The organism is Thalassospira sp., assembly GCF_030690045.1.
In the GTDB taxonomy this organism is placed as follows: Bacteria; Pseudomonadota; Alphaproteobacteria; order Rhodospirillales; family Thalassospiraceae; genus Thalassospira.
Genome location: NZ_JAUYHK010000016.1, coordinates 706148 through 722008 on the forward strand (window position 1 = coordinate 706148; position 15861 = coordinate 722008).

At 54.7% G+C, this 15861-nt stretch carries 17 protein-coding genes; 7 read left to right on the forward strand and 10 right to left on the reverse strand.

Features of this window, described 5'->3' with window-relative positions; all coding sequences use genetic code 11:
• Positions 1–157: 157 nt before the first annotated feature.
• Positions 158–1102: a hypothetical protein gene (locus Q8O73_RS14940; RefSeq protein WP_305558964.1), complete on the reverse strand. Its 945-nt coding sequence runs from the start codon at positions 1100–1102 to the stop codon at positions 158–160.
• Positions 1103–1299: 197 nt separating this feature from the next.
• On the opposite strand from Q8O73_RS14940, the gene Q8O73_RS14945 reads away from it, so the two are divergent.
• The 3 genes from Q8O73_RS14945 (at position 1300) to Q8O73_RS14955 (ending at position 2339) form a co-directional block, all read left to right on the forward strand.
• Positions 1300–1737 (forward strand): helix-turn-helix transcriptional regulator, encoded by a 438-nt coding sequence (locus Q8O73_RS14945; protein WP_305558965.1) that lies wholly within the window; start codon positions 1300–1302, stop codon positions 1735–1737.
• A gap of 132 nt (positions 1738–1869) precedes the next feature.
• Entirely contained in the window at positions 1870–2061 is a 192-nt protein-coding gene (locus tag Q8O73_RS14950) for a hypothetical protein (protein ID WP_305558966.1), read from the forward strand.
• The gene (locus tag Q8O73_RS14955; RefSeq protein WP_305558967.1) at positions 2058–2339 is read left to right on the forward strand and encodes a type II toxin-antitoxin system RelE/ParE family toxin; all 282 of its coding nucleotides are present in this window, start codon (positions 2058–2060) and stop codon (positions 2337–2339) included. Before Q8O73_RS14950 ends, Q8O73_RS14955 begins: the two co-directional genes overlap by 4 nt.
• A 15-nt stretch (positions 2340–2354) precedes the next feature.
• Here the strand turns inward: Q8O73_RS14955 and Q8O73_RS14960 are convergent, their stop codons facing one another.
• Both Q8O73_RS14960 and Q8O73_RS14965 read right to left on the reverse strand, forming a co-directional pair.
• Positions 2355–3032 carry a GntR family transcriptional regulator gene (locus Q8O73_RS14960; protein WP_305558968.1) on the reverse strand — a complete coding sequence of 226 codons (678 nt, stop codon included), beginning with the start codon at positions 3030–3032 and terminating at the stop codon, positions 2355–2357.
• A gap of 20 nt (positions 3033–3052) precedes the next feature.
• A complete protein-coding gene (locus Q8O73_RS14965) occupies positions 3053–3937 on the reverse strand; it encodes a dihydrodipicolinate synthase family protein (RefSeq protein ID WP_305558969.1) in 885 nt (294 codons plus the stop codon).
• 187 nt (positions 3938–4124) lie between these two features.
• Here Q8O73_RS14965 and Q8O73_RS14970 point away from each other — a divergent pair, with 187 nt between their 5' ends.
• The 3 genes from Q8O73_RS14970 to Q8O73_RS14980 are packed head-to-tail and all read left to right on the forward strand — an operon-like array spanning position 4125 to position 6942.
• Positions 4125–5132 (forward strand): sialic acid TRAP transporter substrate-binding protein SiaP, encoded by a 1008-nt coding sequence (locus tag Q8O73_RS14970; RefSeq protein ID WP_305558970.1) that lies wholly within the window; start codon positions 4125–4127, stop codon positions 5130–5132.
• Between the two features lie 8 nt (positions 5133–5140).
• Positions 5141–5650 carry a TRAP transporter small permease gene (locus Q8O73_RS14975; RefSeq protein WP_305558971.1) on the forward strand — a complete coding sequence of 170 codons (510 nt, stop codon included), beginning with the start codon at positions 5141–5143 and terminating at the stop codon, positions 5648–5650.
• Complete coding sequence (locus Q8O73_RS14980) at positions 5647–6942, forward strand: TRAP transporter large permease (protein WP_305558972.1); 1296 nt, start codon at positions 5647–5649, stop codon at positions 6940–6942. The genes Q8O73_RS14975 and Q8O73_RS14980 overlap by 4 nt, the downstream gene beginning before the upstream one ends.
• Positions 6943–7012: 70 nt before the next feature.
• Here the strand turns inward: Q8O73_RS14980 and Q8O73_RS14985 are convergent, their stop codons facing one another.
• From Q8O73_RS14985 to Q8O73_RS14995, 3 genes are all read right to left on the reverse strand, one after another.
• Entirely contained in the window at positions 7013–7648 is a 636-nt protein-coding gene (locus tag Q8O73_RS14985) for a methyl-accepting chemotaxis protein (protein ID WP_305558973.1), read from the reverse strand.
• Positions 7543–9159, reverse strand: coding sequence for a HAMP domain-containing protein (locus Q8O73_RS14990; RefSeq protein WP_305558974.1), 1617 nt, complete (start codon positions 9157–9159; stop codon positions 7543–7545). Before Q8O73_RS14990 ends, Q8O73_RS14985 begins: the two co-directional genes overlap by 106 nt.
• 178 nt (positions 9160–9337) lie before the next feature.
• Positions 9338–9934 carry a TetR/AcrR family transcriptional regulator gene (locus Q8O73_RS14995; protein ID WP_305558975.1) on the reverse strand — a complete coding sequence of 199 codons (597 nt, stop codon included), beginning with the start codon at positions 9932–9934 and terminating at the stop codon, positions 9338–9340.
• A 186-nt stretch (positions 9935–10120) separates the two neighbouring features.
• Here Q8O73_RS14995 and Q8O73_RS15000 point away from each other — a divergent pair, with 186 nt between their 5' ends.
• Positions 10121–10513, forward strand: a complete 393-nt coding sequence (locus Q8O73_RS15000) for a RidA family protein (RefSeq protein WP_305558976.1) — start codon at positions 10121–10123, stop codon at positions 10511–10513.
• 198 nt (positions 10514–10711) lie between these two features.
• Here the strand turns inward: Q8O73_RS15000 and Q8O73_RS15005 are convergent, their stop codons facing one another.
• Genes Q8O73_RS15005 through Q8O73_RS15020 form a run of 4 tightly spaced genes read right to left on the reverse strand, consistent with a single transcriptional unit; the run spans position 10712 to position 15275 of the window.
• Positions 10712–11122: a helix-turn-helix transcriptional regulator gene (locus tag Q8O73_RS15005; RefSeq protein ID WP_305558977.1), complete on the reverse strand. Its 411-nt coding sequence runs from the start codon at positions 11120–11122 to the stop codon at positions 10712–10714.
• Between the two features lie 31 nt (positions 11123–11153).
• Positions 11154–12545, reverse strand: a complete 1392-nt coding sequence (locus Q8O73_RS15010) for a UvrD-helicase domain-containing protein (protein WP_371135093.1) — start codon at positions 12543–12545, stop codon at positions 11154–11156.
• A complete protein-coding gene (locus Q8O73_RS15015) occupies positions 12535–13197 on the reverse strand; it encodes a UvrD-helicase domain-containing protein (protein ID WP_305558978.1) in 663 nt (220 codons plus the stop codon). Before Q8O73_RS15015 ends, Q8O73_RS15010 begins: the two co-directional genes overlap by 11 nt.
• Positions 13194–15275, reverse strand: a complete 2082-nt coding sequence (locus Q8O73_RS15020) for an ATP-dependent endonuclease (RefSeq protein WP_305558979.1) — start codon at positions 15273–15275, stop codon at positions 13194–13196. Before Q8O73_RS15020 ends, Q8O73_RS15015 begins: the two co-directional genes overlap by 4 nt.
• Positions 15276–15861 lie beyond the last annotated feature (586 nt).

The following is a 15861-nucleotide window of genomic DNA, read 5'->3' on the forward strand; positions in this document are numbered from 1 at the left end:
GTGTGTGTCGGGTTTTGCAGATGTGAAAAAAGGGGACAGTCCCCTTTTTGCGTCTGCATATCGACTAGATCAAGTTGAAGGCGCGGGATTTTGGGTGACATATCGGTCGCGGGATTGCTTGCCGAAGAGCAGCAAGGCCTGAGTCCGCCGCTGGCGATCATAATTCATCCGGCCTGATCGACCATTTTGCAATTTCTCCGTCGACCAACCGCCACTGCTCTTCCAAGTCGGCCAACTCCGCAGTCTCGACCAATGGATGATCAAGACCGACGAACTGGTCTCCAAGATCGGTCGCTAGACCCGCGCCACCCTCATTGGCGAACCAGACACCAACCAGATCCGCGATTTCTTTCAATTTCTTAAGAACATTTTGAGCGTCACGAATGTCAAATTTATCCAGATTTTTATGCTCCCGACTTTGCTTGTTCCCAGCATGGGCGACATGGGAACTGACATATTCTGCGATCCGGTCGAGATCGACGAGCCGGGCTTCGATCTTCGTGAATATGGTCGGTGATATAAGGTCGCTGGCGCTGCGCTGCGAAGGCGAAACACCGCTCAAAATGTCGAAATTATGATGGGCGGCTTCGCTCTTGGTAAGATCAGGAGATGCCCACACCACGCCTCCCTTCGCGGCCAATAAGGCCTCGTGATGCTTCTGCTGCAGACGATCAAGATCATAACGCGCATCCAGCACTTGCTCGACATAGGCGCGCCTGTTGAGCCAAGACTGGCAGGCTTCGACATCCTTGACCACGGATCTGATGGAATAGACCCCTTTGGGGCCATTTATCGGGCCTTTGTCGAGCAGACGACGGGTTCCCATTGTCGGGCCTTTGTCGAGCAGACGACGGGTTCCCAGAAGCAGGCTTAACCAGAAACCTTCTGATACCAGATTGAAAATCATCTGGTTCAGCGGTGGGCGTGGACCTCTCCTTTCATTTGCGAGGCGAACGATTCTGATCGTCGTGCGAAAAGCAGCGTAGTTCCAGAGCAAATCCTGAATAGTTCGGTGGATGCCGGTTCTGTCGTCCGTAAAAGCATCACGCCATGCCGTTATGCGTTGTGCATTCTGCTCCGACTTTGTTCGATTGCCGTGCATCTGATCCTCGGCTGTTTCTGCATGTGGTATACGTCACATCTACGCGTTTACTATCTATGCCGAACGAAAAAGGGGACAGGATTATTTTAAAGACACAAACCGTAAATCATATAAATAATTTCGTATTATTTATAGATTGGCCTGTGTGTGCTATAAGTAACAGTTATGTTTGCCGCGTTGATGACAAGAATGAACGGATGCTGAAAATCACCCGGTCGAAGCAAGACTGCAACATGCCCGACAATTTCACCATTTTGCATGATGGCGATGGTGTTCCCATCGCTGTTACGATGTCCTTTGACGCCTTCCGCAAATTTGCCCCGGATATTGCCGAAGGGTACTTGTCCGACGAAGCCCTTGCCGCACTGGCCGCGAAAGAGGATGACGGCACCCGTTATCCCTATGAACTGGCGCAGCGTATGATGGCGGGCGATCATCCTGTCAGGATTTTCCGCGAATGGCGCGATATGACCCAGACGGAACTTGCCGACAAGGCGGGTGTGGCAGGTAATTATATCAGCATGATCGAACGCGGTCGCAACGTGCCGTCCCGCAAATTGCAACTTGCGTTGGCAAAGGCGCTTGATGTTGATTACGACATGCTGGAAACCGGCCCGTCCTTCAAGGCCGAATGATGGGTCCGGTCTTTAAATACAAGTGATTTTCACCGATACAGTTTTCCGGGTTTGTGTGTGTCGGGTTTTGCAGATGGGCTGTGATGTGCTAAAGTCACGAAAGTCTGATGTGGAGTTGCCCCGATGGCCTTGATGAACAAGCTGCCCGACCCGGATATGCCTGTCGCAGAAGGCCATGATCAATGGTTTCGCAAACAGGTTGCCGATGCCGTGCGCGAAGCCGACAATCCGGGGACGGAATGGGTGTCGCACGACACAATTTTGCAGGATATCGCAGATCAACGCGCTGCCTTGCAGGCACGGCTTAAGGGTCATGCCGGGTGATTTTGCGATGGTTGCCGCGGGCACGTAAAAACCGCAAGGCTGCCATTGATTTTATTGCCCGGGACAATATTGCCGCTGCACTGGATCAACTTTCCCGCCTTGAAGACCAGATTGATAATTTGTCGATTTATCCGGAGCTTGGCAAAGTCGGGCGTCAGGCAGGAACCCGCGAACTGATTGTCGCCCATACACCGTGGATCGTTGTTTATCGCATCCGCCCGAAACTCGGATATCTGGAAATTCTGCGTATTTTGCACAGTTCGCAGAAACACCCCTGACGGGCATAAGCCCGGTCACATCTCCCCAAGGCCCAGCGCCCGGCCCCGGGCGTTTTCCAGATGGCGTTGCAGGTTTTTAACCGCCAGATCCGGGTCGCGCTGTTCAAAGGCCGAAATGATCGCCAGATGATCCTGCATCACAGTGGTCAGCAGATTTTCATTCAGCCGGAACCGTTCCTGCCGGATCAGGCGGATTTTCAGGGAATTGACCCGGTAAACATTGGAAATGATTTCATTATCCAGCGCATCGATGATGCTGTCATGCAACGACCAGTCCACAACCTGCGCATGTTCCAGAAGGTCGGGCGTAATGCCCTGCCGGGCACGCGCCAGAACGTCTTCATGGCGGGCGCGCATTTGCGCCAGAAGGTCATCGGGGGCCTTGATGGCAAACAGGGCGGCGGCTTCGGCCTCCAGAAACAGGCGCAATTGAAAGGCATTGCGCACCAGTTTCAGGTCGATATGGGCGATTTGCATGCCGCGTTGCGGCACGGTTGAAATCAGGCCATCGGCCTCAAGACGCGGCACCATTTCGCGGATCGCGCCCAAGGGCATGCCGGTAATCGTGGCCAGTTCGCGTTGCGACACAAACTGGCCGGGGCGGATTTCACGGGACAGAAGCCGGGTGGTAAAGCTGTCATAGGCCTGTTCGCGCAAACTGCGCTCTCCGACCGGTTTTGTGGCTTCTGTCATTCCCTGATTACCTTTTTTATTTACGCATAAAGACCGTCATAGCCCGCACACAGGGTTTCATATTGATCTTTTCTCAGGCCCGCAAGGGGGGCGCGTGCGCCCCGCCATTCGGCCTCGCCATTCAGATGCGCGACCAATGCCTTGACCGCCGGTGTCACCGGATAACGCAGGATGATATCCACCAGCCCGGCAAGATGGGCATCGGCCTTGGCCCCGGTCAGGATCGGGGTCAAAAGATCGACGCGGAAATTGGCAACCCCGCTGATCGCGCCCGACGCGCCAAGCGCAACCCCCTGTTCAAGCAATCTTTCATCGCCAATCAGAATATCAATATCGGGGAATCTTTCCAGCAATTGCCGGGTGTGGCTCCAGTCCCCGGCGGAATCCTTGATGCCGCTGATCTGTTTGGGGAATGCCGCCAAAAGGTCCGCCACCAGATCACAGGGCATCGGGGCGGTGGTCAGTTGCGGGATATGATACAAAATCACATGCAAGCCGGTATCGGCGATGGCGGTTAAAAACAGCCGGTACCAGTCCGAAACCCCGTCTGCCGCAACTCCTTTGAAATAAAAGGGCGGCGCGACCAGCACATACCGGCTGCCAAGGCGGGCGGCTTCACGGGCGGCGTGAATCGCGGTGGTCAGCGAGGATTCGATAATGGCAAACACAATGTCGCCCGCCGCAATGCCCGATGCGGTCAGGGCATGATATGCCGCGATTTTTTCGCCATGGGACAGCGACGGTCCTTCGCCAGTGGTGCCGCCCAGCGTGACCGACACACATCCCTGATTCAGAACCCGGCGGGCATGGTGGCACAACAAACCATGATCAATGGTGCCATCCGGGGCAAACGGGGTGGTCAGGGCTGCCGAAATGCCGAATACCTGATTTTTCCTGAAACTCATGGTCGATGCTCGCTATGACGGGTGTTGGGGAGGGGATTTTTCAATATTATCTGTTGTGTATCACTAACATGTTAGTTATACAATATGTTTGTTGTTACGAGACATTCGGGATATTTTCCTTGTGAAAGCCCGACAAAAACAAAGATAATCGCTTCATAACAAACCATTAGTCCAAGGGAGGACCTCCATGATTTCTCGTTTTTTAAGGCCCGCAATCGGCTTTACGGCGCTGGCCACGGTTTTCGGCGTATCGGCATTTGCCGGGGTGGCACAGGCCGACCCGGTCAAATTGCGCATTTCCAGCCCGGCGGTTGAATCCGACTGGCACGCCAAAATGCTGACCGTGTTCAAGGATGAACTGGAAAAATCATCGGCCGGTGAATTCAATGTTGAAATTCACCTGAATGAAAGCCTGTTCAAACAGGGCACCGAACCCGCCGCCATGCAGCGCGGCAATCTGGATATGGCGATGATTTCGGCCCAGGATATTGCCAAGCAAATCCCGGCATGGTCGGTCTTTACCGCCGGTTATCTGATCCGCGATCCGGCCCATCAAACCAATGTTTTCCGGGGCGATATCGGTCAGGAATTCTATAAAATGGTCGCCGATGAGATGAATATCGAAATCCTCGATGTCGGTTATCTCGGCACCCGGCAGCTCAATTTGCGCGGCACAAAGGAAATCAAGGTTCCGGCCGATCTGAACGGCACCAAATTGCGCATGCCCGGATCGGATGCGTGGCTGTTTCTCGGCTCGGCCTTGGGGACCAGCCCGACACCGATGGCCTTTGGCGAAGTCTATACCGGGCTTCAAACCGGCACCATCGATGGTCAGGACAACCCCCTGCCAACCGTGCGGGCCGCCAAATTTTACGAAGTCACCAACCAGATCGTCCTGACCAATCATCTGGTCGATGCGATTTTCCTGTCGATGTCGAAAAAAACCTTTGATGCCCTGACGGCGGAACAACAGGCCGCCGTGCACGATGCGGCGATGAAGGCCACCGCCTATAACAATGAAAACCGCATTGCGGACGAAGCCGGCCTGCTCGATTTCTTCAAGGGCGAAGGCCTGTCGGTCTATAGCCCGGATCTCGATGTCTTCCGCGCAACCGTGCAAAAAGCCTATCTGGAATCCGAGTTCGCCAAGGATTGGCCGGACGGGATTGTGGATCGCGTCAACGCTGTGGAATGAGGATTTCCGTGCGCTCTGTCATTCCTTTCCTGAAAACAGGTGCCGATGGCATCGCGGTGATTCTTTTCACCGCGATGTTCGGTCTTTTCCTGGTACAGGTGTTTTCGCGCTATGTCCTGAACGCGCCGCTGGGCTGGACGGTCGAAGTCTGCCTTGTTCTTTATATCTGGCTGGTCTTCTGGACATCGGCCTTTATCCTGCGCGAACGCGACCATGTGTCTTTCAACATGCTGTTTCTGGCCGTTTCACCGGGTAAAAAACGGGTGATGGCGATCATCGGCATGGTGTGTATCGGGGCCGGTTTTGCGGCATCCCTGCCAATTGTGATTGATTATGTGGCCTTTATGCGGATCGAAAGTACCCCGGTTTTGCGGGTCGGCCTTGATCTGGTCTATGCGATTTTCCCGGTCTTTATTTTTGCGGTTGCCGTCCGCTCGCTGCTGTCTTTGTGGCGGCTGGCATCGCGGCGCTGGCAAACTGAAATCAATGCGATGACCGGCGAGGAAGAGCCATTATGAGCGTGCCTTTTCTGTTTGCCCTTGGGGCGTTTTTGCTGCTGGGGGCGATTGGTGCGCCGATTGCCATGGCGGCCTTTGTCAGTTCCATCGCCTATTTCTTTATCACCGGGCAGGATGTCGGCCTGCTGGCCGAACAATCGCTAAACGGGCTGTTTAACAGCTATGTCCTGCTGGCGGTGCCGTTATTCATTCTGGCCGCCAATTTCATGAATGCCGGCACGATCAGCGACCGTTTGCTGATGTTTTGTGTGGCGGTGGTCGGTCGGTTTCGCGGCGGGCTGGCGCATGTCAATGTTCTGGCCAGTGTGATTTTTTCGGGCATGTCGGGATCGGCGATTGCCGATGCCGCCGGGATCGGGCGCGTCATCATCGATATGATGTGCCGCAACAACCGCTATCCCGCCGGTTATGCCGCCGCCCTGACGGCCGCATCCAGCGTGATCGGCCCGATCATTCCGCCCTCGATCCCGATGATCCTCTATGCCCTGGTTTCCGATACTTCTGTCGGCTATCTGTTTCTGGGCGGCGTGGTGCCGGGGCTGTTTCTGGCGCTGGTTTTGATGGCGCATGTGGTCTGGACATCGCACCGCCGCAATTTCGGCAAGGACGAAGCGGTGCCGATCCGCCAGATTCCCGGCCTGACCATGCGTGCTTTTCCGGCCTTGCTGTTGCCCGTCATCCTGCTGTACGGCATTTATGGCGGGATCACCACCCCGACCGAGGCCGCCGCCGTTGCCGCCGCCTATGCGCTGATTTTATCGGTGGTGGTGTATCGGTCTTTGTCGTGGCGGCAATTTTATCATCTGGTGCTGGACGGGGCCAAATCGACATCGGTGGTCGGTTTGATCATCGCCTCGGCGCTGGTGCTGAATTATCTGGTCGCCAGTGAAAATATCCCGTCGGTTGTCGCCGGATATCTGGCCGATATCAATATGTCGCCGCTGATGTTCCTGCTCGGTGTCAATGTCATCATCCTGTTGTTGGGCTGTCTGTTTGATGCCACCACCCTGCTTTTGATCGTGGTGCCGCTGTTCCTGCCTGCGGCCAGCCATCTGGGTGTGGATCTGGTGCATTTCGGGGTGGTGGTGACGATCAATATCATGATCGGGCTGATCACCCCGCCCTATGGCATTTTGCTGTTTGTCCTCAATGGGGTGACCGGCATTCCGCTACGCGATATCATTCGCGAAATCTGGCCCTTTGTCGCGATATTGCTGGTCGCGCTGATTGTTCTGGTGGTCTTTCCATCCATGGTGCTGTGGTTGCCGCGCCAGTTTGGCTATGGCGGATAACCAAATCCCCCGCCGGGTATTCATTCCGGCGGGGGATTGTTTTGCGCGGATTGTCGGGCAATTTGCCGGGTTATCCGGCCCGGACCCGGCCGACAAAATTGTTGGCCTCGTCCTGAAGGCTGTGGGCCTTTTGCAACAGGCCCTCGGCAACCTGCCGCGCCTTGCCCGACAAGGTTTGAACCGCTTCGGCGGCGCGGGCGACATTTTCCATATTGTCGGAAACCTGACGCACCCCGCCTGCGGCTTCTTCGGACCCATTGGCGATTTCGCCGGTGGCCGCCCCTTGCTGGCGCATGGCGGCGGCAATCGACCCGGAAATCACATCCATTTCGCCAATGGTGCGGGCAATTGATGAAATCATCAAAACGGCCTTTTCGCTGACCGACCGCATTTCATCAATCTGGGTGCTGATATCCTCGGTCGCCCGCTGGGTTTGCGAGGCAAGGTTTTTAACCTCGCCCGCCACCACGGCAAATCCCTTGCCGGCATCTCCGGCCCGTGCCGCCTCGATGGTGGCATTCAGGGCCAACAGATTGGTCTGATCGGCAATGGATGTGATCAGGTTGATCACCTCGCCAATGCGGTTTGCGGTTTCGGACATCATGCGCACGGTTTCATCGGATTTGCGGGCCTCGGCAACGGCGGTGCGCGATATTTCCTCGGCCTTGGCAACCTGACGTTCGATTTCGCGGATCGATGCCGACAATTCTTCGGTCGCGGATGATACCGAACTGACATTGCGCGATGCGTTTTGCGATGCCGTGCTGACATCGGCGGCGCGGGCCACATTGTCCCCGGCATTCTGCGCCATATATCGGCGGTATCGCGCATGTCGGTCACCGCCCCCAACAAATCGCCGACCATGGCATTGACCGAACTTTCAAACCCGTCGGCCATTTCCAGCAGGGCCTGACGGCGGCGCTGTTCGGCGCGTTCTTCGGCGGCATGGTTTTCGGCCCGCAGGCGTTCGGCCTCGCGGGCATTGTCGCGAAATGTTTCAACGGCGGCGGCCATATCGGCGATTTCATCCCGGCCTGTATCATGCACCGGGGTTTCAAGATCACCCCCTGTCAGGCGTTTCATCGCGGTATTGAGCGCGATCAGACGGCGCAGCAAATTGCGCTGCACATACAGCCACAAAATCAGGGCCGAAATCACAATCGCCGCCAGCGCCAGGGCGATCATTACCGTTGCCGCATTATCGATGGTCTGACCGACCGCCTGATTGGCCCCATCGATCTTGCTGCGCATTTCATCGAGCAACTGATCGGCGGTAACGGCGACACTTGCCGAAATCCGGGCATTTTCCGACAGGATCTGTTCAAGCGATGCGGCGGTTTTCAGTTCGGTGGTCCGAATGTCAAACAGGCTGCCCGGTTTGTTGGCCCCCATGCCGGTGGAAATCACGTCAAAGCCTGCACGGGCTTTTTCCTGCATCTCCTGTTGCGGGATCGAGGCAATGCTGCTTTCAAGCTGGGTCAGGACCGGGCCGATCCAGAATTTGACGCGATCAATCGCATCCTGATCGGCGGCGGCGGCGGTCTGTTCGGCAAGACCGGGGATTTTCAGGGAAAGGGCGCGCAAATCGCCCATATTTTGCGCATCAAAGGCATCGACATCCAGCAACTGGTCAATGGTGTCAAAGGCCTCGTTGCGGCGTTCGGCATTTCCGACCAGCTCGTAAAGTGTCGAGGCATTGTTGGTCAGTTCCATATTGGCATTGGTGCCAAGTTCGGTCGCGATCAGTTCAATACTGTTGGCCGCCGACAGGGTGTTGGCGACAAGCGCGATGCGGGTATTTTGCAACTCAAATGCCGTTCCGGCCGTATCGCGCAACAGCCGGATATTTTCAACCAGTTCGGTGGTCTGGCGGGAAAACTGATCCAGAATGAAACGGTCAACATCCAGTGCCGCCAGGGCGCGGATATCGTCATGAATGGCGCTTTGCACCGCATCCATATCCGATGTGGCCTGACGGGCGGCATCAAAATTGTCGGCGGTGGCAACATTGCGGGCAATCGCGGTCAGGCGGTTGCTGCGCATATACAACCCTTGCCCCAGAATCAGGGCCGGGACGGCTTCATTGGCAACAATTTTCTGGCTGTCTTCGGTGGCCCGAAACGAAAAAACGGCGGTTGCAGCAGCACATACAGACAACAGGGCAATCGGCACAATTGCCAACATCAACCTGCCGCGCAATCCTAAACTGGCAGTCATAGAGCTCCCACTCCAAAAACCCGGGGCGCCGGTGGCGTTGTTATGCCGTTCTCGACCTTGTTATGAACCACCCCTGAAAGGTCCCGTTTCCTGCCCGTAAATATGGCGCGAACCCGCCATCAGGCAAGGAAATTCCGGCCCGTCACAATCATGTCACAACATGGCCGGTGGCCGGAAATCAGGGCTTCCCGGCAAGAAACCCCTCGGCCATCAGGCAAAAGGCATCAACCGCTCTGGGCAGGGCGGATTGCGGGTCGTCGCTGTCTGCGACCCACAGGGCCGCATTCAGGGCCGCTCCGCAAAGAAGCCGGGCCGCGGCCTCGATATCGACGCGCTTCATAACGCCGTCGGCGATCAGTTTTGCGACCGCCTGTTTGGTGGCTTCCAGACAGGCGTTCTGGCTGGGCCAGTGGGACGGATCCCCCAGAAACGCCGGCCCGTCCAGCAGCACAATCCGCCTGACCTCGGAATCCAGTGCCATGGCGATATAGGCCGCCCCTTCCGCCAAAAGCTGCGCCCACGCATCCCCGGCATCATGGCTGGCCGTTCTGGCCCGCGCCGCCATCTCGCCGTCAACCTGTGCCACCACGGCGGCCAGCAAGCCCTTCTTGTCGCCGAAATTGTGATAAAGCGCCCCGCGCGTCAGGCCAACCGATGCGGTCAATTCATCCATCGACGCCGCCGCAAACCCTTCCGTCCCAAAGGCCTTGCGCCCGGCGGCAATCAGTTTTCTACGGTTTTCTTCCATGGTCTCCAGACGACGCCGCACAGCCATACCCAAACTCCCTTGTCACAGATGACACCGGTATATCATTTCACATACGCCACGTATATATCACTTGACATACGTCGCGTATGCAGTTTTATATACACATCGTATGTGAAATGGCGGAGCGGCATAGACCCGTCGGCCCCGTTTTCAGGCACCCACAATCAGCCCCCCATAACAGGAAAATTTCCCATGACACAACGCAACGTCGTTTTCCCCGCCGACCGGCATGACCTTTATGCGCAACACGGCTATTCCGCCGCGATCCAGTCCGGTGATCTTCTGTTCGTGTCGGGTCAGGTCGGCAGCCGCAGCGACGGCTCGGCCGAACCGGATTTCGAGGCCCAGGTCCGTCTGGCCTTCGCCAATCTTGTGGCAACCTTGCAGGCGGGCGGATGCGGGCTTGACGATATCGTCGATGTCACAACCTTTCATACCGATCCCGAAAACCAGTTCGGGACGATCATGACCGTCAAAAACGACATCTTCCCGAACGCCCCCTATCCGAACTGGACGGCAATCGGTGTCACCTGGCTTGCCGGGTTCGATTTCGAAATCAAGGTCATCGCCCGCATTCCGGGCTGATTGTCAGGGCAGGGGTGCGGTCGCCAAGGTATCAAGGGAACCGCCCCCGCGCCTGATCACCGACACCGGGCAGGACGACCTTGCCGAAATCCGGGCCTTCATCGCCGGGGGCAATCCCACAAAAACCGTCTTTCCCGTGAAAACGGGAAACCAGACAGCCGCCCAGCACGTACCGAACCGGTCGCGTGTCTCGCCCGCTCAGCTCTGGATTGCGGTTTCAATCATGTCGTAATCAATCCCCAAAACCTTTGCCAGAGCCATTTGCAGTTTGCGCGAAGCCTGCTTTTTGCCGGTTTCGATCTGGCTGATATAGTTGGTTGAAACATCAACTTTTTCGGCCAGTTCCTGTTGCGTCAGTCCGCGCCATTCGCGGTAGACCTTCAACGGATTTTCGCCGTTGGCTTTGCGCACGGTCAATTCAAACGGATAAAACGGGCCGTCGGCGGCCTCAAGGGCAAGTTCACCCAGATATTGATCTTCCAGCATTTCCCGTGCCTCGGGGGTGGCCAGCCGTTTGAAGGTTTCAAGCGACATGGTAACGGCAACCGGGGTGCCCTGATCATTGTGAACAAACTGGACGGTTGGCGGGGTCTGTCTTTGGGTGCTCATTGGTGTGTCTGCCTGTCTGGTGGTAAGCTTGTCATGTAACCTGACCATCCGCCGCGATCCGGGCGATACGCCATCCGCGTTCTGAAAGTGCAGTTATTTCTTCAGGCGTAAATGTATCGGATGGCAAGGCGAGACACAAAAGATGGGTTGGGCGGGTCATGGCGACGTAGTGCAGCTTCAGACGACTAAGGTTCTGTACTCCTTCTCCGTTACCGCCTTGCTTTTCTTGCAATAACCAGCTTTTGAGTTTGCCGTGGTAATAGCCGTTCCAGAAGGTCTCCAACACCAAGACGCCGGTGTGGGTCTCTCCCTTCACCGAGTGAATGGAGCCAAGACGAATTTTCGGTAGCTGTTCGTCTTTTTGGTAAATCGTCCCAGCCTTTGCATCCACAGGAGTATCCGCCCCGGCATCAGGCCAATTTAAAAATGCCTGGGGTACCTGATACGTTGCCTCTCCCTCGAACACAGATTCGGCAACGTTACTAACTTTCCGTTGCCACTCATCATCCCATTTCTGCCGAGTCAGTTCTTCGCCATCAACGACGAAACAGCGCATGAACTCGCAGTAGCTGGCGAACACTTCCTGTTTATCGGCCAGCACCTCACGGATATAGCGGTCCTTTCGCTGCCGTCGGACAACTTTCCCTCCGGCACGGCGCACTGCTTCCAAAATTCCCGCTGCGATGCTCTCAACCATGCTATGCAGATTGCCGCTTCCGTCCTTGTCAAACTTGGCCCGCCCAGCTTGAAAGTAGCCGACAAAGGTATCAGGCTTAGGGTCGGCTCTGGTTTGTTCGGGCGCGTAGGCATTCCAATAATCACAGACAGAATTCGGTTTATTGTTATCGTCATTCGGCTCTTTGTGTTTGCCGCCAACGGCGACGAAACTGCCATTTTCTAAAGATTCCGGCGTAAAAATTTCACGCAAATAATCTGTGAAGACAGGAAGAACATGTGCTCGCGCATTTTCTTCAAACAAAAAGACGGTATGCACCCCACCAACATCCGCGCCTGCCTTTCTTTGGTCGGGACCTTTTCCGGTTAGCCCCTGCGGCACGATAGCAAACGGAGCTGCGAAGTTTGCTATGGACTGTCCAAAGCGATGACTGTCGGGAATATCGCGCTTGATATTCTCGTCATCATTGGGAAAAACCCACGTTGTTGGAATTTCTTTTGAATCTACGCTGTGAAAGATCGCCTGATTGGCATCACCAAAACGCTGACATACAATGTTCGTTTCCCCATTAACAAACACTCGGTGCAGAATATTTGATTGCAACTCACTGTTATCCTGTGCCTCGTCAATAAAAAGGACGGGAAATCGATCAATTATGTGATGACGAGCAGCGGGTAAAACGTCAAGAAGTCGATGTCCGTATACGAACATATCACTGTAGGTATGATATCCTTTCTTACTTGACACCCAGTTTTAATTTTTTCTGGAAATTTATTAGATCATCAATAGTGATGTGATTAGGGAATATATCTAAATTCCCATTAGCGCATGATGGAGAGATCGACACGATACCTTCCGAATAAGAAATATTTATTCTAAAGTATTTGTTTTTGTTTCGATGGTTAAGTAGACGATATTTTTTTTTAAAATCAAAATCATATCCCTTAACAAACTGAACTTCGTCTTTGATCTTCTCAAAACACAGATCGTCGTCGATTAGGCAATCCCAGCCTTTCCACCTCAGATAAGGAATCGCCAAAAACTTATCCACGAAACCGTGTATCGTCCCAATGAAATGCGGATAGCTCAACAGAACCTGACCTTCCGCAGTTGAGCCGAGCTTTTTTTCAATTTCATCACGCGCGACATTGGTATGCGAAAGAACACAAATACCGCGCCTTGTATCCACCCACTTACGGGCAAGGATTGCCAGTTTGGTAACCAGTAGCGTAGTCTTGCCGCTACCGGGACAAGCGGCGACATCAATAGAAGTTCTGTCCTTCAGCACCTTCTGCCGAGCCGGATCGAACGCTTCATCAGGCAGCCCCATAACACGGGATGCCCAAGCAATATCGTCATCGGTAATCTCGGGAAAAACAAATGGCGCAAGGTCCTTCATGTGACGGGCTGCTCCGGCATATCGCCATCAACCCCGCCATCATCTTGCCTCTGGATGACGACCATTTCAGCATTTGGCGTAACATGTTTGATAGCTTCAACAAGGTAAGACGGCAGAACTGTTTCCCATTTTGCCGTATTCCACTCTTCTCCTTGCTTCGCTTCCAACAACTCTGCCAGGTACTGCGCAGCAATGGCCTTGGAAGCCGTGGTTTTGGTTTTGTGGGCAAATTCGGCATATATGTTTGATGCTCGCGCATTATCGTCAGGAAAAGCAGCAAAGCTATCCCGCGCTTTATCCTCTACTTCTTCACGGATTTTCGTCCCGTCACGGATTTTCGTCCCGTCACAGATTTTCGTCCCGTCACAGATTTTTTCATCGGCCTGAGCCAACTTTGCGGCGACATAGACCTCCTCGGCCAACTCCGTATTGGCAAGGTCGTATTCGAGGGTCCAATGATCCGCGACAAAAGTGCTAACACGTTGCCCTGAAACCTTATCGATTTTATCCTTTCGGACGTCATCCAACGTTTTTCCGTCTTTAGGAAAATCCGAGACCATCGACCACCTTCGCGTTGCGGGCCATTCTTCATTCCCCTCGCGATTCTGAACTTTTTTGATCCCCAGAAGTTCCGGTGCGCAATCGGGCATGACGTCAAGATCGGTGATGCAGGCCACGGGAATGCCGACCTCGCCATCAGTCGCATCTTCACGCATGAAGATTCGCGCAAAACGGCCCAGTCCAACACCCCCGACATTCACAACAGAAACCCCGTGTTTGGCTAGGTCACGTCCGAGCAATCGGGCCAAGGTCGGTAACAGGATGTTTTCGGCATCCCCTTCAACGATCAAAACCCCACGAGCGAAAAACAGATTGGCCTTGGTGACATCAAGGAAGCGCTCCAAAAAACGGTAGTCATTCGTTCGCAACTTGGTCTGCTTTTTCGCCAAGGAAAAGGCCTTGCCCTTTTGCATCAATATAAGACTATCCAACGGCAAGACCGAAGCGAGATTGGGGCTGTGAGTGGTGAGTATGATCTGCAATCCGGTGCTATTCTTCTCCGCATGATCCTTCAGAAATTGCATTAAGAGCAATTGCCGTTGAGGATGCAGATGGGCTTCTGGCTCCTCAATCAAAAGCAAGGGCGATCCGTCCTCACCATCGCCAAGCAGGAGAAGCTCACAAGCCATATAGAGCAGATTGTTGGAGCCAAGGCCGTGACGGATATCGCCTGTGGTTGTGTCTGCTTTAAGTTGGAGTTCCAGTTTCTCCAAGAGCTGGCGCAGACGTGCCTTGTCGTCTCCTCCGGCACCAATGGAAATATGGCTGGAATTCATATCTCCGGCAAACGACAGAGGTTCAAGATACTCGCTATTGAGCTTTTCTCCTGCCCGATGAATTGCACCATGCCCGGCCAACAAATCATTGGTGTAATCGCCAAGGTGCAGAACGCTTAGCTTTTTTACATCAGCGGGATCATTTCCCCTTACGTAATTCTCTTCGCCTCTCGCCCCAACGGATTCCGTATTCAACAAAATTTGTGACAAACGCGACCCTCGGCCTGCTGACATCTCACGCTCCGCATCGCGCAAGGGACGAAGGTACGTCGCCGCCAATAACGCGCGTGCATTCGGATCCAAGACCGGGCCATCGCCATTCGCCCCGGATTTGACTTCGGTCGTGATAAACGGCCTGCCCCTGCGATAATTCTTGTGATTTTTGGCAACAAGGTTGAGGTAAAGAACGGCGCGAACTGTACCGTCATCCGATTTTTCATAGCTCAGATATTCGGCAAAAGTACCGCGTTCTTGATTGCTGAGGTCATCGAACCAAGCGCGAATTTTGAATTCTGTGGCGATATTACCAGTCGTCGAGATGTGAAAATCTGTGAGGGAAATACGTGCATAATCAAGATCGCTGGTACCAAGCAGAAGCCGAATAGCGTCGATGACAGCCGTCTTGCCATGATCATTACCGCCGACAATGGCCGTCACCCCTTTTGAAAACAGGATTCGACCTTTGCCATTCCCCTCCGCAAAGATTCGAAAATTGGTCAATTCAAGTTCACGCAGATACATAAATCCCCCAAACGCGGCTGATCGTTTTCTTGGCGTGCAAAACGACGCTTTCTACCGTAACACGAACTGGAAAACGCTTACACCTCATCAAAGTCATCCCGCATAGCCAGGTTGCTTTGACAGAGTTAGACCGGCGTCGCTGTCTTTTGGAGATAGCGTTAGACGAATGGGCGAGGCAAAATCCGCCGCAAGATGGCCCCCCGCTTTGGCCGGTCGGATGGCAAGCGGCGCAATCCACCGCCCCCGTCGGGACTGCGGAAGTCCGGGCAAACCTCGGGCCTCCGCCAGTCGTGCCAACACGTCCGGCAACGGTTCCATTGTCCGCTGCTGCCACTTCCGGCAAGGCCCGATGACGCCGGGCACCATCCGGGCAGGACGCGCCACCGACAAGACGCAATTCGGGCGTCTTGACAAATGGCCGGGTCAGACCGCCAGCGCACTGCCGCCGTAATGGCTTTTCCACCCGCCGGTCATCCTCTTGCGGGTTTCCCCGCCGCCCTGTCTGTCTTTGTATCGCTGCATCATCATCTCTTTCCTCTGGCCCAAACGCAAAAACCCGCAAGGCAGAAGCCTTGCGGGTTTCGGT